This is a genomic window from Streptomyces megasporus, assembly GCF_000718985.1.
GTDB classification, from domain to species: Bacteria; Actinomycetota; Actinomycetes; order Streptomycetales; family Streptomycetaceae; genus Streptomyces; species Streptomyces megasporus.
The window spans coordinates 37,347-58,974 of the sequence record NZ_JODL01000027.1; the positions used below are offsets into that span (position 1 = coordinate 37,347).

Here is a 21,628-nt window from a genome sequence, read left to right on the forward strand (position 1 = left end):
CCGAGGTGCCGGGCACGACCGGACCGGACGGACCGCCGGTCTCAGTGACCGCGCGCGATCCACTCCTCCAGATGCGGGGCCTCGGCCCCGATGGTGGTGGACTCCCCGTGCCCGGTGCGCACCACCGTCTCCGGCGGCAGGGTCAACAGCCTGCCGCGGATGGAGTCGATGATCGTCGGGAAGTCCGAGAAGGACCGCCCGGTCGCGCCGGGCCCGCCGGCGAAGAGGGTGTCGCCGGTGAACACCGTGCCCAGCGCCGGGGCGTACAGGCACACCGCGCCGGGGGCGTGACCGGGGGTGTGCAGCACGGTCAGCTCGGTGCCGGCCACGGTGATCGTCTGCCCGTCGGACAACTCACCGTCCGGCGCCCGGTCGGGGTGGGTCATCTCCCACAGCGGCCGGTCGTCCGGGTGGAGCAGGATCGGCGCGCCGGTGGCCTCGGCCAGCGCGGGGGCGGCGTCGATGTGGTCGTTGTGGGCGTGGGTGCACACGATCGCGACCGTCCGCCGGCCGGCGAGGACGCGTTCGATGGCGGCGGCGTCGTGGGCGGCGTCGATGACGATCGCCTCGGCGTCGTCGCCGACGATCCACACGTTGTTGTCCACGTCCCAGGTGCCGCCGTCCAGGCTGAAGGTGCCCGAGGTGGTCAGGTGGTCGATCCGGGCCGCCATCAGAACACCACCACCGAACGCAGCACGTCTCCGGCGTTCATCCGATCGAACGCCTCCTCCACCTGGTCCAGGGCGACGGTCTCGGTGACGAAGGCCTCCAGGTCCAGGCGGCCCTGCAGGTAGAGGTCGACGAGCATCGGGAAGTCCCGGCTGGGCAGGCAGTCGCCGTACCAGGAGGACTTCAGCGCGCCGCCGCGGCCGAAGACGTCCAGCAGCGGCAGTTCCAGCTTCATCTCGGGGGTGGGCACTCCCACCAGCACCACCGTCCCGGCCAGGTCACGGGCGTAGAACGCCTGCCGGTAGGTCTCCGGCACCCCCACCGCGTCGATGACCACGTCCGCGCCGTGCCCGCCGGTCAGCTCCCGCACCGCCTCCACCGCGTCGTTCTCGCGGGAGTTGACGGTGTGGGTGGCGCCCAGCTTCCGGGCCACCTCCAGCTTGCGGTCGTCGATGTCGACGGCGATGATCCGCGCGGCGCCGGCCAGGTTCGCGCCCATCACCGACGCCCCGCCCACGCCGCCGCAGCCGATCACGGCCACGCTGTCGCCGCGCTGCACGTTCCCGGTGTTCAGCGCGGCCCCCAGACCGGCCATCACCCCGCAGCCCAGCAGTCCGGCCACCGCCGCCGACGCGGACGGGTCGACCTTGGTGCACTGCCCGGCGTGGACCAGGGTCTTCTCCGCGAACGCCCCGATGCCCAGGGCGGCGGTCAGTTCGGTGCCGTCCTCCAGGGTCATCTTCCGCGCCGCGTTGTGGGTGTCGAAGCAGTACCACGGCCGCCCGCGCCGGCAGGCGCGGCACTGGCCGCACACCGCGCGCCAGTTGAGGATCACGAAGTCGCCGGGCGCCACCTCGTCCACGCCCTCGCCGACCGCCTCCACCACGCCCGCGGCCTCGTGGCCGAGCAGGAACGGGAAGTCGTCGGAGATCCCGCCCTGACGGTAGTGGTAGTCGGTGTGGCACACCCCGCAGGCCTGGATCTTCACCACCGCCTCCCCCGGCCCCGGATCCGGCACCACGATCGTCTCCACGGTGACCGGTTGGTTCTTGCCCCGGGCGACGACCGCCCGCACCTTCTGCGACATTCCTGTGCGACCTCTCTCACTCAGTCGACGGGCCGGTCACCGGGCCGCCGTCTCCCGACGACCCGGTGGTGCCGTCCCATCCAGGTCTACCGGTGACCTGGGAACCATCCAAACACGCGGGGGTCCTCGGACGGCCCCCCGGTCCCGACGAGCCCCTCCGGTGTGCCGGAGGGGCCGAGGGAGAACCGAGAGAGAGCCGAGGGAGAGCCGGGGCGTCCCGCGCTCCCGGCCGGTCCGGCCGGCGGTCGCGCACGGAGCCGTCGAAGGCCGGCCCGTTTGTCATGAACGCCCCGTGCCTTCCCTCGTCCGAGGCGGGGGGGGGAGGCCCCGGATCAACGCAGCAGCAGTTGCAGTCCGCCGAGGGTCGTCGCCGCGATCACCAACCGGTCGAAGAGCCGCTGGTCGATCCGGGCGACGACCGCCCGACCGACGAACGCCCCCACCACCACCAAGGCGACCAGCGTCGCGTTCAACCGCAGCGATTCGGCGTTGATCAGGTCGAGGCCGAGCATGAACGGCACCTTGAAGGCGTTGACGACCAGGAAGAACCAGGCGGAGGTGCCGAGGAAACCGAGCTTCCGGAAGCCGACGGAGAGCAGGTAGAGCGACATGACCGGTCCGCCCGCGTTGGCGACCATGGTCGTGAAGCCGCCCAGCACCCCGTACGACCGCATGGCGTGCCGCCCGGTCCGTCCGCCGCCCCCGCCGTTCTCTCGGCCGCCGTTCCCTTGGGCGTCGCTCCCCTGGGCGCGGCCCTCCCGGGCACGGCGGCCGTCGACACGGCGCCGCCACAGCGTCACGGCCACCATGAACAGCAGGATCACGCCGATCGACCGCCGGATCAGCGTGTCACCGGCCCATGCCATGAACACGGTGCCGACGACGACCCCGACGGCCACCGCGGGGAACATCCGCACCAGCGTCGGCCAGTGCGCGTGCCGCCGGTAGGTGATCACGGCGATCACGTCCCCCACCAGCAGCAGGGGCAGCAGTACGCCGGTGGACTCCCGTGCCGGGAGCACCGCCGCGAAGATCGCCAGGCTGACCGTGTTGGCTCCGCTGACCGCCGTCTTGGAGAAGCCGACGAGCACGGTGGCCGCCGCCAGCGCCACGAAGCCCCAGAAATCGATGTTCATGTCGGGGGTCGATGCTATGCCCGGCCGGCGATCGACCCGCCCGGGGCCCTCCCGGAGGGTCGAGGCGGGGCCCCGACGGCCGCCCGGCACGGCGAGCGGCTCAGGGCGCCAGGATGTCCAGCTCCCGGAGGGCGCCCACCGTGATCTCGCGGGTCAGCTCCTCGGCCCGGACCGCGTCGCCCGCCCGCACCGCCTCCGCGACCTGCACGTGGAGGGTGACGGCGGCCGGGTCCGGGTCCTCGAACATGACCCGGTGGTGGGTGCGGCCGGCCAGCACCTCGGCGACGAGGTCGCCCAGGTGCGCGAACATCTCGTTCCCCGAGGCGTTCAGCACGACCCGGTGGAAGGCGATGTCGTGCACCAGGTACCCCTCCAGTTGGCCGCCGCGCGAAGTGGCGACCATGCCCAGGGCGCACTCGGTGAGTTCCGCGCACTGCTCCGGGGTGGCGTTGCGCGCGGCCAGCCCCGCGGCGACGGGTTCGACCGCCGAGCGCAGCACGGTCAGGGAACGCAACTGGTGGGGACGGTCGGCGCCGGCCAGCCGCCACCGGATGACCTGCGGGTCGTAGACGTTCCACTCCTCGACGGGGCGCACGGTCACGCCCACGCGACGGCGGGACTCCACCAGGCACATCGACTCCAGGACGCGGACCGCCTCGCGCATCACCGAGCGCGACACCCCGAGCCGCTCGGCCAACTCGTCGGTGCGCAGCACGCTGCCGGGCGGATGCTCACCGGCCGTGATGGCCAGCCCGAGGACGTCCAGTACACGCGCGTGCTGCCCCCGGGCCCCTGTGCTCATGACCTCAGAGTACGCAGCGACCCCTCGAACAAAAAGTCAGACTAATTAATCACAGGGTCTTGTTTTCGTCTGACCTTTGGGCTTCAGTGACGTGGCATCCAGATGTCGACGGAGACAGCGAGGCACCGATGAGCAGCTCCCGCGTCGTCGTGGTCATGGGCGTGGCAGGCACCGGCAAAACCACCGTCGGCCACCTGCTCGCGGACCGGCTCGGCGTTCCCTACGCCGAGGGCGACGACTTCCATCCCGCGGCCAACATCGCGAAGATGACCGCCGGTGAGCCCCTGACCGACGAGGACCGTCTGCCCTGGCTGGACGACATCGGCGCCTGGGCCCGCGCCCGGGCGGGACTCGGCGGGGTCGTCAGTTGCTCCGCCTTGAAGCGGAGTTACCGCGACCGGCTGCGGGCCGCCGCCCCGGACGTGGTGTTCGTCCACCTCACCGGCGACCGGCGGCTCATCGAGGAACGCATGTCGCACCGCGAGGGGCACTTCATGCCCACGGCCCTGCTGGACTCGCAGTTCGCCACGCTCCAGCCCCTGGAACCGGACGAATCCGGCGTCGCCGTCGACGTCTCCGGCAGTCCGGAGGAGGTCGCCGAACGGGTGGTCCGCGCTCTCCTCGACGACGAACGGCGCGCACCCCTCCCGTAGCCGCGCCCCCTTGGACGGACATCCACCACTCCCCTGGCATGGGTGTCCGCCTTCCCGCTCACCCCCGTTCCACCCCCTCACCCCCCACGCACCCTCGTTCACCCCGATCCACCACAAGGAAAGACCGTGACCAGACTCAGCGCCGAGATACTGGCAGCGGACACCGTCGAGCCGATCACCTCAGCGGGCCACGCCCAGCTCGGGATCGCCGTTCTCGCGGGCATCGCCGTCATCGTCCTGCTCATCACCAGGTTCAAACTCCACGCGTTCCTGGCGTTGACCATCGGCTCCCTGGCGCTCGGCGCTCTCGCGGGCGCCCCGTTGGACGAGGCGATCGCCGGCTTCAGCAGCGGACTCGGCTCCACCGTCTCCGGCGTGGGCGTGCTGATCGCCCTCGGCGCGATCCTCGGCAAGCTGCTGGCCGACTCCGGCGGAGCGGACCAGATCGTCGACACCATCCTCGCCAAGGCGAGTGGACGCGCCATGCCGTGGGCGATGGTGCTGATCGCCTCGGTGATCGGACTGCCCCTCTTCTTCGAGGTCGGCATCGTCCTGCTGATCCCGGTCGTGCTCATGGTGGCCAAGCGGGGCAACTACTCCCTGATGCGCATCGGCATCCCGGCCCTCGCCGGCCTGTCCGTGATGCACGGCCTCATTCCCCCGCACCCCGGCCCGCTGGTGGCGATCGACGCGGTCGAGGCCGACCTCGGCGTGACCCTGGCCCTGGGCATCCTCATCGCCATCCCGACGGTGATCATCGCGGGCCCGATCTTCTCCCGGTACGCGGCCCGGTGGGTCGACGTGCCCGTTCCCGAGCGGATGCTCCCCGAGCGCCCCTCCGAGGAATTGACGAGGCGTCCCGGATTCGGCGTCACGGTGGCCACGGTCCTCCTGCCCGTCGTGCTGATGCTCGCCAAGGCGCTGGTGGACATCGTCGTCGACGATCCCGAGAACACGGTGCAGCGGACCTTCGACGTCATCGGCTCGCCCATGATCGCGCTGCTCGCCGCCGTGATCGTCGGGTTCTTCACCCTGGGCCGGGCCGCCGGGTTCGCCAAGGACCGGCTCGCCTCGACCGTCGACACCTCGCTCGCGCCCATCGCCGGCGTGCTCCTCATCGTCGGCGCGGGCGGCGGCTTCAAGCAGACCCTCATCGACGTCGGCGTGGGCCGGATGATCCTGGACTTCTCCGAGAACTGGGCGATCCCGACACTGCTGCTGGCCTGGCTGATCGCGGTGGCCATCCGCCTCGCCACCGGCTCGGCGACCGTCGCGACCATCTCCGCGGCCGGTCTGGTGGCCCCCCTGGCGGCCGACATGTCGACCGCGCACGCGGCGCTGCTGGTCCTCGCGATCGGTGCCGGCTCGCTCTTCTTCAGCCATGTCAACGACGCCGGGTTCTGGCTCGTCAAGGAGTACTTCGGGATGAACATCGGACAGACCGTCAAGACCTGGTCGATCATGGAGACCGTCATCTCGGTGGTGGCCGGCGCCCTGGTCCTGCTGTTGTCCTTGGTGATCTAGCCTCAAAGGCTCCGCTTCCGCGGCGGCGGGAACCCCGGCGGGGTTCCCGCCGCCGTCCGTCGTTCCGACGGCCACGTTCCGGGCGCGTGGGGCCGTTACCCTTGCCCCCGAGCGCACACGAGCGCGCGGCGGGTCCGCCGGGGCCGGTGGTCGCCGGAGGCCGGTGACGGGGGGGAAGCAGCGGTGCGAGCACCCGAGATGGTCCAGGTCGAGGCGGGCGTCCACCTGGTGACGGGCCGCAACACGAACTGGGTGATCGTCCGGGAGGGCGACGCGGTGACCCTGGTGGACACCGGGTACCCCCGGGACCGGGAACTGCTGCTCGCCTCGCTGGACGCGGTCGGCGCCGCCCCCTCCTCCGTGGCGGCCGTGTTGATCACGCACGCCCACAGCGACCACATCGGCTCGGCGGAGTTCCTCCGCGCGGAGCACGGGGTCCCGGTGCTGGCGCACCGGGCGGAAGTCCCCCACGCGCGCCGGGACTTCCTCCACCAGATCTCCGTCGGGCGCGTCCTGGCCAACGGCCTGCGTCCCGGAGTCCTGCCCTGGGCCGTGCACGCGCTGCGCTCCGGCGGCACGAGGGAGACACCGGTCGCCGAGCCCCGGGAGTTCCCGTCCCCGGGCCCACTCGACGTCCCCGGGCGCCCGGTGCCCGTCCACACCCCCGGCCACACCGACGGGCACTGCGCCTACCACCTGCCCCACACCGGGATTCTGATCACCGGGGACGCCCTGGTCTGCGCCCACCCCACCTCGCCGCTCCACGGGCCCCAACTGCTGCCCGACATGTTCCACCACGACCGCGCCCGTGCCCTGGCGTCCCTCGCCACCCTGGAGGAACTCGACGCCGACGTCCTGCTCCCGGGCCACGGGCCGGTGCACCGCGGCGCGGTCCGTGCCGCGGTGCGGCACGCGCGCGAACAGGCCGGCCCGGCCGCACCCGCCCGGTGACGGGGCGGCTCAGCGTACGACGCGCGTCCAGATGTTCGTGGCGTGTGGGGCCTGCGTGACGTCGACGCGTTCGAGCCCGACGCGGGTTCCGCCCGGGTGGTCGAACAGCCGGACGCCGTCGCCGAGCAGCACGGGCACGACGCACACCAGGATCTCGTCGAGGAGGCCCGCCTCCAGGCACTGCCGGGCGACACTGGCCCCCAGGACGTTGACGTACTTCTCCCCCGCGGCGGCCTTGGCCGCCGCGACGCCGCCGGCGAGGTCGCCGACGAAGGTGACGCCCGGCACCGGGACGTCCGGGACGTGGTGGGTGAGCACGAACTGCGGCCCGCTCCATCCCCCGCCGAACGCCTCGCCCTCCCCTTCCGTCCCCTTGTACGGGTCGTCGCCGCGGAACGTGCGGTTGCCGACGAGCAGGGCGCCGGTCTCGTCGACGAGCCGGTCCACCGCCGGGTTGGGGCCGATTCGGTCCGCCAACCAGGACATGTCCCCTCCCGGCCCGGCGATGAACCCGTCCAGTGACATGCCGACCGAGTACAGCAGCTTCGCCATGATCAATCACCCTCCGGCCGGATCAACGCGCTCGTCCCCGTGGTGGTGACGGCCGGCCGCACGGGAATTCATCGCCCGGCACGGGGAGGCGTCCGGGCGCGGGTGTCCGCGGCCTGTCGCCTACCGGGGCGACGGGTCCGCTCCGCGGGCCGGGGTCCATGACCCGACAGGTAATCGACCCCGTCGATTCCGGATGCCACGATCGTCCACGTACCGAGCCCGACCGACCGGAAGGACACCATGCCCGCCTACGTCATAGCCCACCTGCGAGACGCCGCCCCGCACCCGGAGATCGCCGAGTACATCGAGCGCATCTCCGCCACCTTCGAGCCGTACGGCGGACGCTTCCTCGTGCACGCCGCGCAGCACGAGGTGAAGGAGGGCGGCTGGCCCGGGCACGTCGTGATGATCGGTTTCCCCGGGATCGCCGAGGCCCGGGCCTGGTGGGACTCGCCCGCCTACCAGGAGATCGCGCCGCTGCGCTCACGGCACATCGAGGGCGACATCATCCTGGTCGAAGGAGTCCCCGAGGGCTACGACCCGACCGCCGCCGCCAAGGCCATGCGGGAGGCCCTGCCCGCCGGTTGAGCACCGGTGCGCGCCGGCCTCGTACGGCGGGCGCGGTCGTGCGTGCTCGCCGTCGGGACCGTCCGCGGAGGGGTGGAGACGGTGGCAGCGTGGTCGGCACGGTGTCCCGGTCCTCAGACGGCCCGTTCCTCGTCCACCGCCTTCGCGAGCGGCGTCCCGTCGGTCCGACGGTCGTTCCCGCGCCGGGCCGGAAGGTTGACCACCACGAGCGCGAAAGCGGCGAGCATCACGTTCCGCGCCGCCGCGTCCAGACCGTTCCAGTCCGAGGACTGCCACATGGCGAACCACTCCCCTCCGATGGCGAAGAAGCCCAGCCCGAACAGCAGCAGGACCATCACCAGGCCGAGGGTGGCGGCTCGGCGGGCGCGGCCGTGGTCGCCACCGCGCAGGCCCACCGCCCAGAGCCAGGTCGCGGCGAGGAGGACGAGGGCGGTGAGGGTCTCCCAGACGATGATGGCCACGTAGGCGGCGTCCTGGAGGGCGGTCGACTCGATCGCCCTCCACATCAGGTCCGGGTCCTCGAAAGTGGTGTCCATCGCCAGGACGTGCCGGACGAACTGCCGGTTGGTGTCGAAGTCCGTGATGTTGCCGAAAGCCACCAGGGCCATGTAGACCGCGACGATCCCCGTCAGCACGGTCGCCGCGACGGGCGGTGTGCCCAGTGAAAGCAGCCCGCCCGTCCGGGTCTCCGCGCGTTCTCCCCCGCCTGCCATGCGTCCTCCTCCGGTCGGACCCTCGGTCGTCGTCCTCGATCCTGGCAGGGTCGCCGGGCGGCGCGCTCGGGTTTCACCCCGATCGTGCCCTCTTCTCGACCACCGGCCTCCCCGCCCCGAACCGAGGTTCCAGGACGGAACAACCGGTCACCGCCACCGGGCTCCGGCGTCGCGCGCGGCGCACAGGGCGTGGTCGATCAGGTCCCCGACGCCCTGGAGTTGACGTACGGCGGTGGCCTCGTCGGCGGGGCGGCTGTGCAGGGAGACGGTGACGGCGGCCTGCCCGTCCGGGGTCACGGCGGGGTGCACGGTGGAGCCGAACCCACTGCCGTCGTGCCCCCAGTACTCGCCTCCGCAGGAGAGCGGCGTCCGGTAGAGGCCGAGCCCGCCGCCTCTGCCGGGCGGACTCCCGGGCTCCCGGGGGACCTCGATCGTCCGCCGCATCTCGGCGAGTTGGGCGGGAGCCAACAACTCCCCCCGCATCAGGGCCGTGAAGAACCTGTTGACGTCCGCCGTGGTGCCGATCAGCGATCCGTCGGCGTCCCCGTCGAAGGGGAGGTAGGCGACCGTGGTGTCGACCATCGGCCCGCCCGACTCGAACTGCTGGTGGTTGCGGGCGTGGGGGCGCGGCAGGAACGGCCGGTCGCCGGGGGCGAGCGTGCGGACGAGCCGCAGCGGGCGCAGGATCCTGCTCCGCACCTCCTCGTCCCAGGGGCGGCCCGTCACCGCCTCGATCACCATGCCGGCCAGGACGTAGTTGGTGTTGGAGTACTCCCGGTCCGCCCCGGGTTCGAAGGACGGCGGGTGCTTCATGGCGAGGGCGACGCGCTCCGCGGAGGTGTAGGTGGTCCAGCGGTTCCGCCGGTACCCCTCGGCGCTGTACTCCGGGACGACGTCGGCGGTGTAGTCGGGGATTCCGCTGGTCTGTTGGAGGAGGTGCCGCAGGGTGACGCGGCGGCCGTCGTTCCCGCTGCCCCGGACCACGCCCGGCAGCCGGCGCTCCACCGTGTCGACGAGCGACACGCGCCCTTCCCCGACGAGCTGGAGGAGCACGGTCGCGACGAACGTCTTGGTGGTGCTGCCGATCCGCACGTATCCGTCCAGGGGGACGGGCCGTCCGGTGCCGAGGTCGCCCACTCCACTGCGGACGGTCCACGTCCCGTGGGGGGTGTCCAGCCTGGCCGACACGCCGGTGACCCCGGCGTCGCGCAGCGCGTCGGCGTCCTGTTGCAGTCGCGCGAACCGGGGTGGCGCCGCCGTACCGGTTCCGGGAAGGGTGAGGGGCAGCAGGGGCGCGGCGGCGAGGGCGGTCGCCGCCCGGCGGATGATCCGGCGTCGTGGGATCGACATGGACCGACCGTACGGAGGCGGGCGGTGAGCGGCCATCCGGTCGGCCGGAGACCACACGGTCGGGCTCTCCCGAACTCTCCCGCTCCGGGCAGCCCCCGGATGGGAGGCTGCCCGGTCACCGAACGCGGGGAGCGTGCCCCGATCGGTCAGGCGGCGAGGCCGGCCTTGAGGGCGGAGGCGATCTTCACCACGCGCTCGGCCTGGATGCGGGCGGCGGTGCGGGTGGTGTCGTCGACCGGGTTGTTGCCCTGGGCGTCCACGTGGGAGGTGCCGTAGGGGTTGCCGTCGGCGAACTTGGCCGGGTCGGTGTAGCCGGGGGCGACCAGGATGCCGCCGAAGTGGTGGATGGTGTTGTACAGCGCCAGCAGGGTGGACTCCTGGCCGCCGTGGGCGGTGGCGGAGGAGGTGAAGCCGCTGTAGACCTTGTCGGCGAGCTTGCCCTCGGCCCACAGGCCACCGAGGGTGTCGATGAACTGCTTGAGCTGGGAGGCGATGTTGCCGTAGCGGGTGGGCGAGCCGAAGATCACCGCGTCGGCCCACACCATGTCGTCCGGGGTGGCCTCGACGGTGTCGGCGGTGGCGGCGGCGTTGGCGGCCCAGGCGGGGTTGGAGTCGATGGCGGCCTGCGGGGCGAGCTCGGCGACCTTGCGCAGCCGGACCTCGGCGCCGGCCTTCTCCGCGGCCTCGGCGATCTCCTGGGCTATCGCGGTGATGGTGCCGGTGGAGGAGTAGTAGACGACGGCGAGCTTGGTCTGAGCACTCACGGTTTCTCGGTCTCCGTTTCGTTCGGTGTCGTGTCCATGGAGGGCCGGTGGCCCATGCCGAATCCCGCCGCCGCGGTTCGTGGTCGCGGGACACGGCATATGTTGAACCTTAAACCATTCTGCCGCCGAAATCCTCCCCGGGTGGAAACGGTGCCGCCAAAGAGTCCGCCGGGCCCGGCCGAACGCGCCGGGCCCGGCGCCGAACGAGGCGCTCTACGCCACCAGTTCCGCGACGCCGGAGAGCAGCCGGTCGACGTCCTCCGCGCTGGTGTAGGGGGCGAGGCCGGCCCGTACGGCGCCCGGTTCTCCCAGGCCGATGCGGCGAGCCGCCTCGATCGCGTAGAAACTGCCCGCGGGCGCGTTCACCCCCAGCCGGGCCAGGTGCTCGTACACCGCGCGGGGCGTGTGGCCCGCCACGGAGAACAGGACGGTGGGGGTGTGTCGCTTCGGCGAACCGTGCCGGGTGACGCCGTCGAGCGCCGCCAGTCCGTCCAGCAGCCGACCGAAGAGTTCCTCCTCGTGGGCCTCCACCCGCCGCATCGACTCCAGCAGTCGGGCGCGTCGCGCACCGGCCGGCGGGTCGCCGAGGTCGGCGATGAACTCAACGGCGGCCACCGTCCCGGCCAGCGTCTCGTAGGGCAGCGTGCCGAGTTCGAAGCGCTCGGGGACGGCGTCGGTGGACGGCAGCAGCTTGTCGGGGCGGATCGTCTCCAGCAGTTCGGGGGCGGCGGCGACCACACCGTGGTGCGGGCCGAAGAACTTGTACGGCGAGCAGGCGTAGAAGTCCGCGCCCCAGTCCGTCATCGAGACGGCGGCGTGCGGGGTGAGGTGCACCCCGTCCACGTACACCAGCGCGCCCACCGCGTGGGCCGCCTCGGCGATCGCGGGGACGTCGGGCCGGGTGCCGAGCAGGTTGGACGCGGCCGTCACCGCCACCAGCCGCGTGCGCGGCGTCAGCACGGCGGCCACGTGGTCGACGGTGAGCTCACCCGTCACCGGGTCGAAGTCGGCCCACCGCACCGTCGCGCCGGCGGCCTCGGCGGCGATGACCCACGGCCTGATGTTCGCGTCGTGGTCCAGCCGTGTCACCACGACCTCGTCGCCCTCGCCCCATCCCTTGGCCAGGGCCCGTGCCATGTCGACCGTCGCCTGCGTCATCGACCGCGCGAACACCACGCCCTCGGGGCGGCAGCCCAGCAGGTCGGCCATGGCAGACCGGGCCTCCCGCACCACGGCCTCGGCCCGCCGCTCGGCGGCGGTGACGGTGCCGCGGTTGGCGATGCCTCCGCAGAGGGTGTCGGCGACGGCCCGCCCCACCTGCCGGGGCACCTGCGTCCCGCCGGGGCCGTCGAAGTGGGCCACCCCCTCGTCGAGGGCGGGGAAACAACCACGGATCCGGTCGATGTCGAGGTGCATGGGCCCATCCTCCACGGGCCCGGCACCACGTCAAGATCTCCGGGACCCGGACGTCACAGGTCCCCCGGACCCACCTGGTGCGCGCCCGAGGAGTCGGCCGAGGCGATCCAGTCCGTGGAGCCGGTGACGACGAGCCGGTACCGGGCGCCGACCGCACCGTCGTCCCAGGTCGAGTTCACCGTGACCCGCGCGGTCAGCTCCGCGCCGGCGGGCACCTTGATCTGGATCCAATTGACGTACCGGGTCGCCCGGGAGCGCGCCACGACGTCGCCCGAGCCGTCGAGCAGTTCCAGCGTGTGGAGGTCGGTGATCTCCCGCGGGGTCTTCCACGGGGCCGGGAATCCGAAGACGTCGCGGATCAGGACGTCCTCGGTGTCGACCGCCGCCCCGTTGGGATACACGGACAGGGCCGGGTAGACGGCGCACGGGTTGACGCCGTAGGCGTTCAGCATGCAGGGCAGGTCGGCGAATCCGCCGTCGGGCACCACCGTGACGGTGACGAACTGCTCCTGGGAGGAGGTCATCGGGTAGTCGAGCGACCGGCCGGGCGCCACGGCGTCGACGGCCGTGAAGGACGTGTCGAGGTCGACGTCGGCGGCACGGGCGCGTCCGGCCGGGTACATCTCCACCAGTTCGTAGGCGCGCCTCTCGCCACCGCCCCAGGGGGCCGCGCCCTCGACCTCGGTGACGAGTTCGCCGTTCTCGAAGTACCGGCCGTCGTCCGGGTCGAGGAGGGCTCCCAGCGGACCGCGGGGGCCGAGCGGCCCGAGCGGCCCGTGGACGCCCAGGGGTCCGGTGGGCCCGAGCGGGCCGTACACACCGCCGGCCCGCAACTGCCCGGAGACCTCGTTGATCGCGGCCAGGTCCTCGCAGTAGGCCTGCCGGCCGACCGGCCCGGACGGGCCGAGCGGGCCCTCCTCCCCCAGGACGGGCTCGGCGAGGACGCCCCAGGTGTCGAGCAGCGAGGCCAGGAAGGGGTTCTGCCGCATGTGGTGGAGCTGTGTCTCCCAGTGCTCACCGGCCTCCCCCACGGGGCCGTACCGACCCAGCGGACCCCAGGGCCCGAGGGGGCCCAGGTGGCCCAGCGGGCCGACGGGGCGCAGCAGTCTCTCGCCGGTCGTCCCGTCCGCGTAGGCGGCGGGGTCGATCCGCGGCCGAATCGTCCCCATCAGCGGGTCGGCGCGGTCGTGCGAGTCCGTGCCCGCCATGGTGAGCTGCCGCTCCACCGTGGTGGCGCCGGTCCAGGCCCAGTCGGGCATGGTGGACGAGGCCGCGGTGGCGCACGGCCGTTCGTCCGGCACCCGCGCGGACGCCGGACCGGTCTGCGCCAGTACCACGCCGAGGCTGCCGAGCACGGCGAGAACCAGCCGATGACGCCTGGAAGGCACCGTTTACCCCCCGTGTGTGAACTCGTATCGTGCCGCCGGGTGTTCGGGGCGTGGTCGATGCCGGCACACGTTCCGCCGGCGGCCGTGGGCAGGGTCCCGAGACCCCCCTCGACCGGCCCGCGACACGTTGCACGGTACACCTTTCACCGTTCCCCGAGTCGCCGTCAGTCAGATTCTTCGACAGAGGAGTTGAGGAAACCGTGCGGATCGGTTTCGCGTTGCCGCAGTTCGGCCCCCTGGGCGAGCGGATCTCCGAGGTCCCCCGTTTCGCCCGCGAGGCCGAGGCGCTCGGGGCGGCCGGCCTGTGGGTCGGCGACCGTCTGCTCGCGCCCGTCTCCCCCAGCGTCCCCTACCCGGGCACGGACGGCGTCCCGGAGGAGTTCCGCCTCGCCGCGGATCCGTTCACCGTCCTCACCGCGGCGGCCGTGGCGACCGAACGGGTGCTGCTGGGCAGCAACGTCGTCAACGCCCCTTGGTACCCGCCGGCCCTGCTCGCCCGGCAACTGGCCGGCATCGACCGGATCAGCGGCGGGCGGCTCCTGGCCGGCTTCGGCACCGGCTGGTCCCCCGAGGAGTACCGGGCCGTGGGGGTGCCCATGGAGGAGCGCGGCGCCCGGCTGGACGAGTGCCTCGACGTTCTCCGGGCGTGGTGGACCACCGACCCGGTGGAGCACCGGGGCCCGCGGTGGACGATCCCCGCCGCTCACGTCCGTCTCAAACCCGCCCGTGAGCCCCGCCCGCCGATCTACCTGGGGGCCTTCGCCCCGCGGGCGATGCGGCGCGTGGCCCGGCGCGCCGACGGCTGGCTGCCGGTCGTCACCCTCCCCGGCGACTTCGACCCCGTCTCGATCACCGAGCCGATGGCATGGATGCGGCAGGAGGCCGGTCGGGCCGGACGGGACCCCGGGGAACTGGACGTGATCCTGCGCGTCAACCCCGCCTCCGAGGCCACGGTCGACGACATCGTCGACGCCCTGAAGCGGGCCCACGGCCAGGCCGGCGTCGAGCACGCCTTCGTCGACCCGATGTACCTGTCGCGCGACGTCGACCACGCCCTGGAGCTGTGCGGGCGAATCCTGGACGCCGCCGGTCGGGGCTGATCGCCCGCCCGTCGCCATCCTCCGCCCTCGCCGTCCGCGGCGTGCCGAGCACGCCGCGGAGGGTCAGGAGGCGCTCTTCACCGCCGGCGGCTTCCGTGCGTGCCGGCGCGCGGCGGGCACCACCAGCGGGGTGCCGGTCTCCGGGTCGCCGATGACCCGGCAGGGCAGCCCGAAGACCTCCTCCACCAGTTCGGCGGTCACGACCTCGGCCGGGGGGCCGGAGGAGACGACCCGCCCGTCGCGCATGGCGATCAGGTGGGTGGCGTAGCGGGCGGCGTGGTTGAGGTCGTGGAGGACGGCGACCAGGGTTCGGCCCTCCTCCTCGTGGAGGCGGGCGCACAGGTCCAGGACGTCGATCTGGTGGGCGAGGTCCAGGTACGTCGTCGGCTCGTCCAGCAGCAGCAGCGGTGTCTGCTGGGCCAGCGCCATGGCGATCCACACCCGCTGTCGCTGCCCGCCCGAGAGTTCGTCCACCGAGCGGTCGGCGAGCTCGGCGACGCCGGTGGAGGCCATGGACTCGGCGACGACCCGCTCGTCCTCCCTGGACCACTGGCGCAGCAGCCCCTGGTGCGGGTAGCGGCCCCGGGAGACCAGCTCCGAGACGGAGATCCCCTCGGGCGCGGTGGAGGACTGCGGCAGCAGGCCGAGGGTACGGGCGACCTGCTTGGCGTTGAGCGAGGAGATGTCCCTGCCGTCCAGGAGCACCGAGCCGGCGGCCGGCTTGAGCATCCGCGACAGGGCGCGCAGCAGGGTGGACTTGCCGCAGGCGTTGGGGCCGATGATGACGGTGAACGACCGGTCCGGTATCGCGACCGTGAGGTTCTCGGCGATCGTCCGCCGGTCGTAGGAGAGGGTGAGGCCCTCGCCCCTGAGTCTCGTCGCTCCGGCCGCCGCCGTGGAGGCGTCGTGCGTGCCCTGCGTCATCCGTTCCGCTCCGTCCTCGGCGTGTCCGTCTTCTCCGTCTTCGATGTCCACCGTCGCGTGTGCCCTCATATGCGTCCCGCCTTCCGCTGGGTGGCGAGCAGCCACACCAGGTAGCCGCCGCCGAGGAGGCCGGTGACGACGCCCACGGCGAGCTGTCGCTCGGCGAAGAGGTTCTGGGCGACCCAGTCGGCGAGCACCAGCAGGGTCGCGCCCATGCAGGCGGCGGGCATCAGGTTGGGGCCGGGCGCGCGGGTGAGTCGCTTGGCGAGCTGGGGCGCGGTGAGCGCCACGAAGGAGACCGGCCCGGCGCAGGCGGCGGCGAAGGAGACCAGGACGACGGCGGAGCCCAGCAGCACGGTGCGGGACCGCTCGACCGCGACCCCCAGGGAGCGGGCCGCGTCGTCGCCCATCTCCGTCATCAGCAGGCCGCGTCCGAAGCCGATGACGATCACGGGTCCCAGGATCGCCAGCGCGATGAGCAGGGGGGTGAGCTCGGGCCAACCGCGTCCGTCGAGGCTGCCGGTCATCCACAGGATCGCGCGGGAGGCCTCCATCAGCTTGCCGCGGGTGAGCAGGTAGTTGTTGACCCCGGTGAGCATCGCCATGACGCCGATGCCGACGAGGATCAGCCGGAAGCCGTGGAGGCCGCGACGCCGGGCGAGGACGTATATCAGCAGGCCGGTGAGGAGGCCCCCGGCGACGGCTCCGCCGGCCAGGGCCGCGCTGCCGCCGCCGGCGAGGACGACGATCAGCGCTCCCGTGGACGCCCCCTGGGTGAGGCCGAGCATGTCCGGGCTGCCCAGCGGGTTGCGCACCACGGACTGGAAGACCGCGCCGGCCAGGCCCAGGGAGGCGCCGACGAGGAGGGCGGCCAGGACGCGGGGCAGCCGCAGTTCGTTGACGATGAAGTCCTGGGAGGGGGTGCCGCCGCCGGTGAGGGTGGTCAGCACCTCGGCGGGGCTCATGGGGTAGTCGCCGCTGCCGATGGTGACGACGCCGGCGGCCAGGGCCACGAGCAGGCAGCCGGCGGCGGCGACCAGGGCCCGGGGACGGTAGCGGAGGCTGAGCGTCTGTCCGACGCGGAGGGTCCTCATGCCGCCGCCACCTTCCGGTGCCGCAGGATGTAGAGGAAGAGGGGGCCGCCGAGGACCGCGGTGACGACGCCGACCTGGAGTTCGCCGGGGCGGCCCAGCAGCCGGCCGAGCACGTCGGAGCCGAGCAGCAGCACGGGGGCGAGCACCGTGCAGTAGGGCAGCATCCAGCGCAGGTCGGGGCCGGTGAGCGCGCGGACGAAGTGCGGCACCATCAGGCCGACGAAGACGATGGGACCGGCCGCGGCGGTGGCCGCGCCGCACAGCAGGGTGATGGCCACGATGCAGGCCGCCCGGACCCGCTCGGGCCGGGCGCCGAGTGCGCGGGCCTGGTCGTCGCCGAGCGCGAGGGCGTTGAGCGGTCGGGCGAGGGCGAGGGCGGTCAGGAGGCCCGCGGCCACGAACGGCAGCACCTGGACGACGGTGTCCATCCGGGCCGTGGCCAGGGAGCCGACGGTCCAGAAGCGCATCCGCTCCAGCGAGGCGCTGTCCATGATCATCGTGGCGTTGACGTAGGAGTACAGGGCGGCGTTGAGGGCCGCGCCGGCCAGGGCCAGCCGGGCCGGGGTGGCTCCGCGTCCGCCGCCGATCGCGTAGACGAGGGTGGAGACGACGGCGGCGCCGACCAGGGCGAACCACACATAACCGGTGAATCCGGTCACCCCGAGGAAGCCGATGGCGGTGACCACGGCCGCCGACGCCCCGGCGTTGATGCCCAGGAGTCCCGGGTCCGCGAGCGGGTTGCGGGTGAGCGCCTGCATCACCGCGCCGGCCAGCCCGAGGGCCACCCCGGTGAGCAGTCCGAGCAGGGTGCGCGGCAGCCGCATCTCGTGGACGACGGCCCAGGTGGCGGAGTTCCGGTCGAAGAGTCCGTCCCAGACCTCGCCCACCGTCAGCGACCGGGCTCCGAAGCCGATGCTCAGCACCAGCAGGGCGAGCAGCAGCGCCAGGGCGCCCACCAGCCCCGCGGAGCGCAGGGCGGTGCCGCTCCTCGGGGCGGGACCCTCGGTGGGCGGGGACGGCGCCGGCACCGTCCTCCCTTCCGGAGGCGATGACTTGATCACTGACACGTGCGGACTCCGGTGGTGCCGGGGCGGGCGAGCCACCCCCTTGGGCTCGGACTTTGGTTAGGTTAACCTAACAGCCGCGACCGGTCGTCTGATCCCCTGTCGTTTCCCATGTGCGTTTGCTAGAGAGGCACAGCCATGTCCCGTGAAAGAACCGTCAACCTCTCCCGCCGGGGTCTCCTCGCGGCGGGTGGCGCCCTCGGCCTGGGCGCCCTGCTGTCGGCGTGCGGCGACGGCGGTTCGGGGACCTCGGGGAAGGGATCGGGGAAGGACGGGGGCTCCTGGTCGTTCACCGACGACCGCAAGGAGAAGGTCACCGCCGACAAGACGCCCGAGCGCATCGTGGCGTTCACCGGGACCGCCGCCGCCCTCGCCGACTTCGGGCTCAAGGACCGGATCGTCGGCGTCTTCGGCGAGACGACCCTGGACGACGGCTCGGCCCACCCCCAGGCCGGCGACCTGGACGTGAAGAAGATCGAGGTCATCGGCAACGTCTGGGGCGAGTTCGACATCGAGAAGTACGCGGCGCTCAACCCCGAGCTGCTGGTCACGCACCAGTACGACGAGGGGTCGCTGTGGTACGTGCCGGACGAGAGCAAGGACAAGATCCTCAAGCTCGCCCCCAGCGTCGCCGTCCAGGTGGCCAACGTCTCCCTGCTCAAGCCGATCCAGCGCTACGCCGAACTGGCCGAGTCCCTGGGCGCCGACCTGAGGTCCCGGCAGGTCACCGACGGCAAGGCCCGCTTCGAGGCCGCCTCCGAGAAGCTCCGCAAGGCCGCCAAGGCCAGTGGCGGCCTGCGGGTGATGGCCGCCTCCGGCAGTGCCGACTACTTCTACGTCTCCACGCCCGAGCCCGCGGCCGACCTGAACTACTTCGCCGAGCTCGGCGTGAACTTCGTCATCCCCGAGGACACCAAGGAGAGCGGCGGCTACTTCCAGAGCCTTAGCTGGGAGAACGCCGGCGAGTACGAGGCCGACCTCATCATCCTCGACAACCGCGGCACGGCGCTGCAGCCCGAGGACCTGAAGTCCAAGCCCACCTGGACGTCCCTCCCGGCGGTCAAGGCCGGACAGGTCGCCGAGTGGGACCCGGTGCCGCGCTTCTCCTACCAGGGCGCCGCTCCGCTGCTGGAGAACCTGGCCGACGCCATCTCCAAGGCCAAGAAGCTCGGCTGAGACCGGGCAGGGCGCCCGCGGGCGCCCGTCGGACCTCGCAGGACCCCGCAGGACAGCCACCCGTCGAGAAGGAGATCAGCGGATGACTCCGCGCACCGCCGTCCCGCTCGCCGCTCCCCCGAGGGCGGTCCGTCGTCCCGCCGCCCGGCCGGCCTCGCCGTTCCGCTTCTTCGACGCCGCGGTGGTGCGCCGCCGACGGCTCGGGCCCTCCATCGTCCGGATCACCTTCGGCGGGGAGCAGCTCCGGGAGTTCGCGGGCGGCGGTCGGGACCAGAGCTTCTCGCTCTTCCTGCCGCACCCCGGCCAGGCCGAGCCGGTCGTCCCGGTGGAGCTGGGCGACGCCTGGTTCGCGGCCTGGCGGGCGATGGACCCCTCGGTGCGCGCGGTCATGCGGTCCTACACCGTGTGCGGGCAGCGCCCGGAGGCGGGCGAGGTGGACGTCGACTTCGTCCTGCACGGTGACACCGGGCCCGCCACCCGCTGGGCGCGCGGCGCCCGCCCGGGGGACCGGGTCCGTCTGCTGGGCCCCCGGACGGCGGAGAACAAGAGCGTCGGCTTCCGTCCCCCCTCGGACACCGACTGGGTGCTGCTCGCCGCCGACGAGACGGCGCTGCCGGCGGTCGCGGGCATCCTGGCCTGGCTGCCCGCCGGAACGCGGGCACGGGTGTGGGTCGAGGTGCCCCGGGCCGAGGACACCCGTCCGCTGCCCACCGCGGCCGACGCCGAGGTCACCTGGCTGGTGCGGGAGGACGGCCGCGCGCACGGCGCGGTGGTCGAGGCCGTGCGCGCGGCCGTGCTGCCCGCGGGCACCCCGTACGCGTGGTTGGCGGGCGAGTCCGGCGCGGTGCGCGCGCTGCGCCGCCACCTGGTGTCCGAACGCGGCCTGGAACGGGGGCGGGTGGCCTTCTCCGGCTACTGGCGGCTGGGCGTCTCCGAGGAGGGCCTGCGCGCCGAGGCGCTCGCCGGCGCCGCGTGACGGCGGCTCGGTCCCCTACGGAGCCCCGATACCCCCGATATGACGTCCCGCGGCGCACGGGGCTCTTGCACAACCAAGGTCAAGTTAGGCTAGCCTCACCTAAGTCAAACGCCCCCAACTCGGAGGACCCGAGCGTGAGTCTCCAGGGATCCCCTGCTCCCCTCGCCGGCACCGTCGCCGAAGCGGCCGAAGCCGCCGACGATCCCCGCTCCCACCTGTTGAACAACGCCACCGCCGAGGACTACCGGAGCCTGGTGGCCGAAGGCGTGGCGCGGGTCGCCCGGGCGGTCGCCGAAACCGCTCGCCCGTTCACCGGAGTCACCCCGGAGGACCTGGCTCCCGGGATAAGCGCGATCGACCTCGACCGGCCCCTGGGCGACCCGGCCGCCGCCCTCGACGAGTTGGAGCGGATCTACCTCCGCGACGCGGTCTACTTCCACCACCCCCGCTACCTGGCCCACCTCAACTGCCCGGTGGCGCTCCCCGCCCTCCTCGGCGAGGCCGTCCTCTCGGCCGTCAACTCCTCCCTCGACACCTGGGACCAGAGCGCGGGCGGCACCTTGATGGAGCGTCGGCTCGTCGACTGGACGGCCGCGCGCATCGGTCTGGGCCGGGCCGCGGACGGCGTCTTCACCAGCGGCGGGACCCAGTCCAACCTGCAGGCGCTGCTGCTGGCCCGCGAGGAGGCCTTCCGGCTGTTGCGGAAGAACTCCCCCACCCCGCCGCCCGTCTCCGCGATGCTGCCGAAACTGCGCGTCCTCACCTCCGAGGCCGCCCACTTCTCCGTCCTGAAGAGCGCCAAACTCCTCGGCCTGGAACCGGAGTCCGTCGTCTCCGTGCCCTGCGACGGCGACCGCCGGATGCGCGTCGACGCCCTCGCCCGCGAACTGCGGCGCTGCCGGGAGGAGGGCCTGACCGTGATGGCCGTCTCCGCCACCGCCGGCACCACCGACTTCGGTTCCATCGACCCCCTCCCGGAGATCGCCGACCTGTGCGAGGAGGCCGGGACGTGGTTCCACGTCGACGCCGCCTACGGCTGCGGGCTGCTGGTCTCGGCCACCCGTCGCCGGCTCCTGGAGGGCATCGAGCGGGCCGACTCGGTCACCGTGGACTACCACAAGTCCTTCTTCCAGCCGGTCAGTTCCAGTGCCGTCATCGTCCGCGACGGCGACACCCTGCGGCACGCGACCTACCACGCCGACTACCTCAACCCGGCCCGCAGCGCCGAGCAGCGCATCCCCAACCAGGTCGACAAGTCTCTCCAGACCACCCGTCGCTTCGACGCGCTGAAGCTCTGGCTGACCCTGCGCATCATGGGCGCCGACGCGGTGGGCGCGCTCTTCGACCGGGTCGTGGACCTCGCCGCCGACGCCTGGCGACTGCTGGAGGACGACCCGCGCTTCACCGTCGTCACCAAGCCCACCCTCTCCACCCTGGTCTTCCGCTACGTGCCCGAGGAGCCCGTCGGGGAGACGGCCGTGGACCTGGCCAACCTCCACGCCCGCGAGGCCCTGGCCGCCTCCGGCGAGGCCGTGGTCGCCGGGACGGTGGTCGACGGCCGGCACCACCTGAAGTTCACCCTGCTCAACCCCGAGACCTCACCGGACGACATCCGCGCCGTCCTCGACCTGATCGCGGCGCACGCGAAGGACCACCTGTCCGCCGCCCACCTCACCGGCTCACCGGCCGCCTGACGCACCC

At 72.8% G+C, this 21,628-nt stretch carries 21 protein-coding genes; 8 read left to right on the forward strand and 13 right to left on the reverse strand.

What is annotated here, in order from left to right; translation table 11 throughout:
* Positions 1 to 41 precede the first annotated feature (41 nt).
* The 4 genes from IF47_RS0121050 to IF47_RS0121065 form a co-directional block, all read right to left on the reverse strand.
* Positions 42 to 671, reverse strand: a complete 630-nt coding sequence (locus IF47_RS0121050) for an MBL fold metallo-hydrolase (RefSeq protein ID WP_031510458.1) — start codon at positions 669 to 671, stop codon at positions 42 to 44.
* The gene (locus IF47_RS0121055) at positions 671 to 1,756 is read right to left on the reverse strand and encodes an S-(hydroxymethyl)mycothiol dehydrogenase (protein WP_031510459.1); all 1,086 of its coding nucleotides are present in this window, start codon (positions 1,754 to 1,756) and stop codon (positions 671 to 673) included. The genes IF47_RS0121050 and IF47_RS0121055 overlap by 1 nt, the downstream gene beginning before the upstream one ends.
* A gap of 332 nt (positions 1,757 to 2,088) precedes the next feature.
* Positions 2,089 to 2,892, reverse strand: coding sequence for a sulfite exporter TauE/SafE family protein (locus IF47_RS0121060; RefSeq protein WP_031510460.1), 804 nt, complete (start codon positions 2,890 to 2,892; stop codon positions 2,089 to 2,091).
* Between the two features lie 100 nt (positions 2,893 to 2,992).
* Complete coding sequence (locus tag IF47_RS0121065; RefSeq protein WP_031510461.1) at positions 2,993 to 3,694, reverse strand: FadR/GntR family transcriptional regulator; 702 nt, start codon at positions 3,692 to 3,694, stop codon at positions 2,993 to 2,995.
* 128 nt (positions 3,695 to 3,822) lie between these two features.
* Here IF47_RS0121065 and IF47_RS0121070 point away from each other — a divergent pair, with 128 nt between their 5' ends.
* The 3 genes from IF47_RS0121070 (at position 3,823) to IF47_RS0121080 (ending at position 6,822) form a co-directional block, all read left to right on the forward strand.
* Positions 3,823 to 4,347, forward strand: a complete 525-nt coding sequence (locus tag IF47_RS0121070; RefSeq protein WP_031510462.1) for a gluconokinase — start codon at positions 3,823 to 3,825, stop codon at positions 4,345 to 4,347.
* A 126-nt stretch (positions 4,348 to 4,473) separates the two neighbouring features.
* Complete coding sequence (locus IF47_RS0121075) at positions 4,474 to 5,871, forward strand: GntT/GntP/DsdX family permease (protein ID WP_031510464.1); 1,398 nt, start codon at positions 4,474 to 4,476, stop codon at positions 5,869 to 5,871.
* Positions 5,872 to 6,069: 198 nt separating this feature from the next.
* Positions 6,070 to 6,822: an MBL fold metallo-hydrolase gene (locus IF47_RS0121080; protein ID WP_425423631.1), complete on the forward strand. Its 753-nt coding sequence runs from the start codon at positions 6,070 to 6,072 to the stop codon at positions 6,820 to 6,822.
* Between the two features lie 9 nt (positions 6,823 to 6,831).
* Here IF47_RS0121080 and IF47_RS0121085 read toward each other — a convergent pair whose 3' ends face one another.
* Positions 6,832 to 7,374, reverse strand: a complete 543-nt coding sequence (locus IF47_RS0121085; protein WP_031510466.1) for a dihydrofolate reductase family protein — start codon at positions 7,372 to 7,374, stop codon at positions 6,832 to 6,834.
* 240 nt (positions 7,375 to 7,614) lie between these two features.
* Between IF47_RS0121085 and IF47_RS0121090 the strand changes: the two genes are divergently transcribed.
* A complete protein-coding gene (locus IF47_RS0121090) occupies positions 7,615 to 7,962 on the forward strand; it encodes a DUF1330 domain-containing protein (RefSeq protein ID WP_031510467.1) in 348 nt (115 codons plus the stop codon).
* A 113-nt stretch (positions 7,963 to 8,075) separates the two neighbouring features.
* Here the strand turns inward: IF47_RS0121090 and IF47_RS0121095 are convergent, their stop codons facing one another.
* The 5 genes from IF47_RS0121095 to IF47_RS30835 form a co-directional block, all read right to left on the reverse strand.
* Positions 8,076 to 8,675 carry a DUF2165 domain-containing protein gene (locus IF47_RS0121095; protein ID WP_051718003.1) on the reverse strand — a complete coding sequence of 200 codons (600 nt, stop codon included), beginning with the start codon at positions 8,673 to 8,675 and terminating at the stop codon, positions 8,076 to 8,078.
* 147 nt (positions 8,676 to 8,822) lie between these two features.
* Positions 8,823 to 10,025, reverse strand: a complete 1,203-nt coding sequence (locus IF47_RS28060; protein WP_031510469.1) for a serine hydrolase domain-containing protein — start codon at positions 10,023 to 10,025, stop codon at positions 8,823 to 8,825.
* A gap of 146 nt (positions 10,026 to 10,171) precedes the next feature.
* Positions 10,172 to 10,789 (reverse strand): NAD(P)H:quinone oxidoreductase, encoded by a 618-nt coding sequence (wrbA, locus tag IF47_RS0121105; RefSeq protein WP_031510470.1) that lies wholly within the window; start codon positions 10,787 to 10,789, stop codon positions 10,172 to 10,174.
* Positions 10,790 to 11,002: 213 nt separating this feature from the next.
* Entirely contained in the window at positions 11,003 to 12,205 is a 1,203-nt protein-coding gene (locus IF47_RS0121110) for a cysteine desulfurase-like protein (RefSeq protein ID WP_031510471.1), read from the reverse strand.
* Positions 12,206 to 12,258: 53 nt separating this feature from the next.
* Positions 12,259 to 13,593 (reverse strand): hypothetical protein, encoded by a 1,335-nt coding sequence (locus IF47_RS30835; protein WP_157840014.1) that lies wholly within the window; start codon positions 13,591 to 13,593, stop codon positions 12,259 to 12,261.
* Positions 13,594 to 13,793: 200 nt separating this feature from the next.
* On the opposite strand from IF47_RS30835, the gene IF47_RS0121120 reads away from it, so the two are divergent.
* Positions 13,794 to 14,693 carry a TIGR03619 family F420-dependent LLM class oxidoreductase gene (locus IF47_RS0121120; protein WP_031510473.1) on the forward strand — a complete coding sequence of 300 codons (900 nt, stop codon included), beginning with the start codon at positions 13,794 to 13,796 and terminating at the stop codon, positions 14,691 to 14,693.
* Between the two features lie 63 nt (positions 14,694 to 14,756).
* Here IF47_RS0121120 and IF47_RS0121125 read toward each other — a convergent pair whose 3' ends face one another.
* The 3 genes from IF47_RS0121125 to IF47_RS0121135 all read right to left on the reverse strand — a co-directional run bounded on the left by IF47_RS0121125 (position 14,757) and on the right by IF47_RS0121135 (position 17,739).
* Positions 14,757 to 15,617, reverse strand: a complete 861-nt coding sequence (locus IF47_RS0121125) for an ABC transporter ATP-binding protein (RefSeq protein WP_051718016.1) — start codon at positions 15,615 to 15,617, stop codon at positions 14,757 to 14,759.
* Positions 15,618 to 15,682: 65 nt separating this feature from the next.
* Positions 15,683 to 16,711, reverse strand: coding sequence for a FecCD family ABC transporter permease (locus IF47_RS0121130; protein WP_031510475.1), 1,029 nt, complete (start codon positions 16,709 to 16,711; stop codon positions 15,683 to 15,685).
* Positions 16,708 to 17,739, reverse strand: coding sequence for a FecCD family ABC transporter permease (locus IF47_RS0121135; protein ID WP_051718006.1), 1,032 nt, complete (start codon positions 17,737 to 17,739; stop codon positions 16,708 to 16,710). Before IF47_RS0121135 ends, IF47_RS0121130 begins: the two co-directional genes overlap by 4 nt.
* 174 nt (positions 17,740 to 17,913) lie before the next feature.
* Between IF47_RS0121135 and IF47_RS0121140 the strand changes: the two genes are divergently transcribed.
* The 3 genes from IF47_RS0121140 to IF47_RS0121150 all read left to right on the forward strand — a co-directional run bounded on the left by IF47_RS0121140 (position 17,914) and on the right by IF47_RS0121150 (position 21,621).
* Positions 17,914 to 18,951, forward strand: a complete 1,038-nt coding sequence (locus IF47_RS0121140; RefSeq protein WP_031510477.1) for an ABC transporter substrate-binding protein — start codon at positions 17,914 to 17,916, stop codon at positions 18,949 to 18,951.
* An 82-nt stretch (positions 18,952 to 19,033) separates the two neighbouring features.
* A complete protein-coding gene (locus tag IF47_RS0121145) occupies positions 19,034 to 19,927 on the forward strand; it encodes a siderophore-interacting protein (protein WP_031510478.1) in 894 nt (297 codons plus the stop codon).
* A gap of 134 nt (positions 19,928 to 20,061) precedes the next feature.
* On the forward strand, positions 20,062 to 21,621 hold the full coding sequence (locus IF47_RS0121150; RefSeq protein ID WP_031510479.1) for a pyridoxal phosphate-dependent decarboxylase family protein: 1,560 nt from the start codon (positions 20,062 to 20,064) through the stop codon (positions 21,619 to 21,621).
* Positions 21,622 to 21,628 lie beyond the last annotated feature (7 nt).

Excerpts from the sequence above, each read along its gene's own strand:
- IF47_RS0121095 (WP_051718003.1), bottom strand. The coding sequence starts at position 8,675 with ATGGCAGGCGGGGGAGAACGCGCGGAGACCCGGACGGGCGGGCTGCTT.
- IF47_RS0121130 (WP_031510475.1), bottom strand. The coding sequence starts at position 16,711 with ATGAGGACCCTCCGCGTCGGACAGACGCTCAGCCTCCGCTACCGTCCC.
- IF47_RS28060 (WP_031510469.1), bottom strand. The coding sequence starts at position 10,025 with ATGTCGATCCCACGACGCCGGATCATCCGCCGGGCGGCGACCGCCCTC.
- IF47_RS0121060 (WP_031510460.1), bottom strand. The coding sequence starts at position 2,892 with ATGAACATCGATTTCTGGGGCTTCGTGGCGCTGGCGGCGGCCACCGTG.
- IF47_RS0121050 (WP_031510458.1), bottom strand. The coding sequence starts at position 671 with ATGGCGGCCCGGATCGACCACCTGACCACCTCGGGCACCTTCAGCCTG.
- IF47_RS0121085 (WP_031510466.1), bottom strand. The coding sequence starts at position 7,374 with ATGGCGAAGCTGCTGTACTCGGTCGGCATGTCACTGGACGGGTTCATC.
- IF47_RS0121125 (WP_051718016.1), bottom strand. The coding sequence starts at position 15,617 with ATGACGCAGGGCACGCACGACGCCTCCACGGCGGCGGCCGGAGCGACG.
- IF47_RS0121145 (WP_031510478.1), top strand. The coding sequence starts at position 19,034 with ATGACTCCGCGCACCGCCGTCCCGCTCGCCGCTCCCCCGAGGGCGGTC.
- IF47_RS0121055 (WP_031510459.1), bottom strand. The coding sequence starts at position 1,756 with ATGTCGCAGAAGGTGCGGGCGGTCGTCGCCCGGGGCAAGAACCAACCG.
- IF47_RS0121070 (WP_031510462.1), top strand. The coding sequence starts at position 3,823 with ATGAGCAGCTCCCGCGTCGTCGTGGTCATGGGCGTGGCAGGCACCGGC.
- IF47_RS0121090 (WP_031510467.1), top strand. The coding sequence starts at position 7,615 with ATGCCCGCCTACGTCATAGCCCACCTGCGAGACGCCGCCCCGCACCCG.
- IF47_RS0121140 (WP_031510477.1), top strand. The coding sequence starts at position 17,914 with ATGTCCCGTGAAAGAACCGTCAACCTCTCCCGCCGGGGTCTCCTCGCG.
- IF47_RS0121080 (WP_425423631.1), top strand. The coding sequence starts at position 6,070 with ATGGTCCAGGTCGAGGCGGGCGTCCACCTGGTGACGGGCCGCAACACG.
- IF47_RS0121065 (WP_031510461.1), bottom strand. The coding sequence starts at position 3,694 with ATGAGCACAGGGGCCCGGGGGCAGCACGCGCGTGTACTGGACGTCCTC.
- IF47_RS0121110 (WP_031510471.1), bottom strand. The coding sequence starts at position 12,205 with ATGCACCTCGACATCGACCGGATCCGTGGTTGTTTCCCCGCCCTCGAC.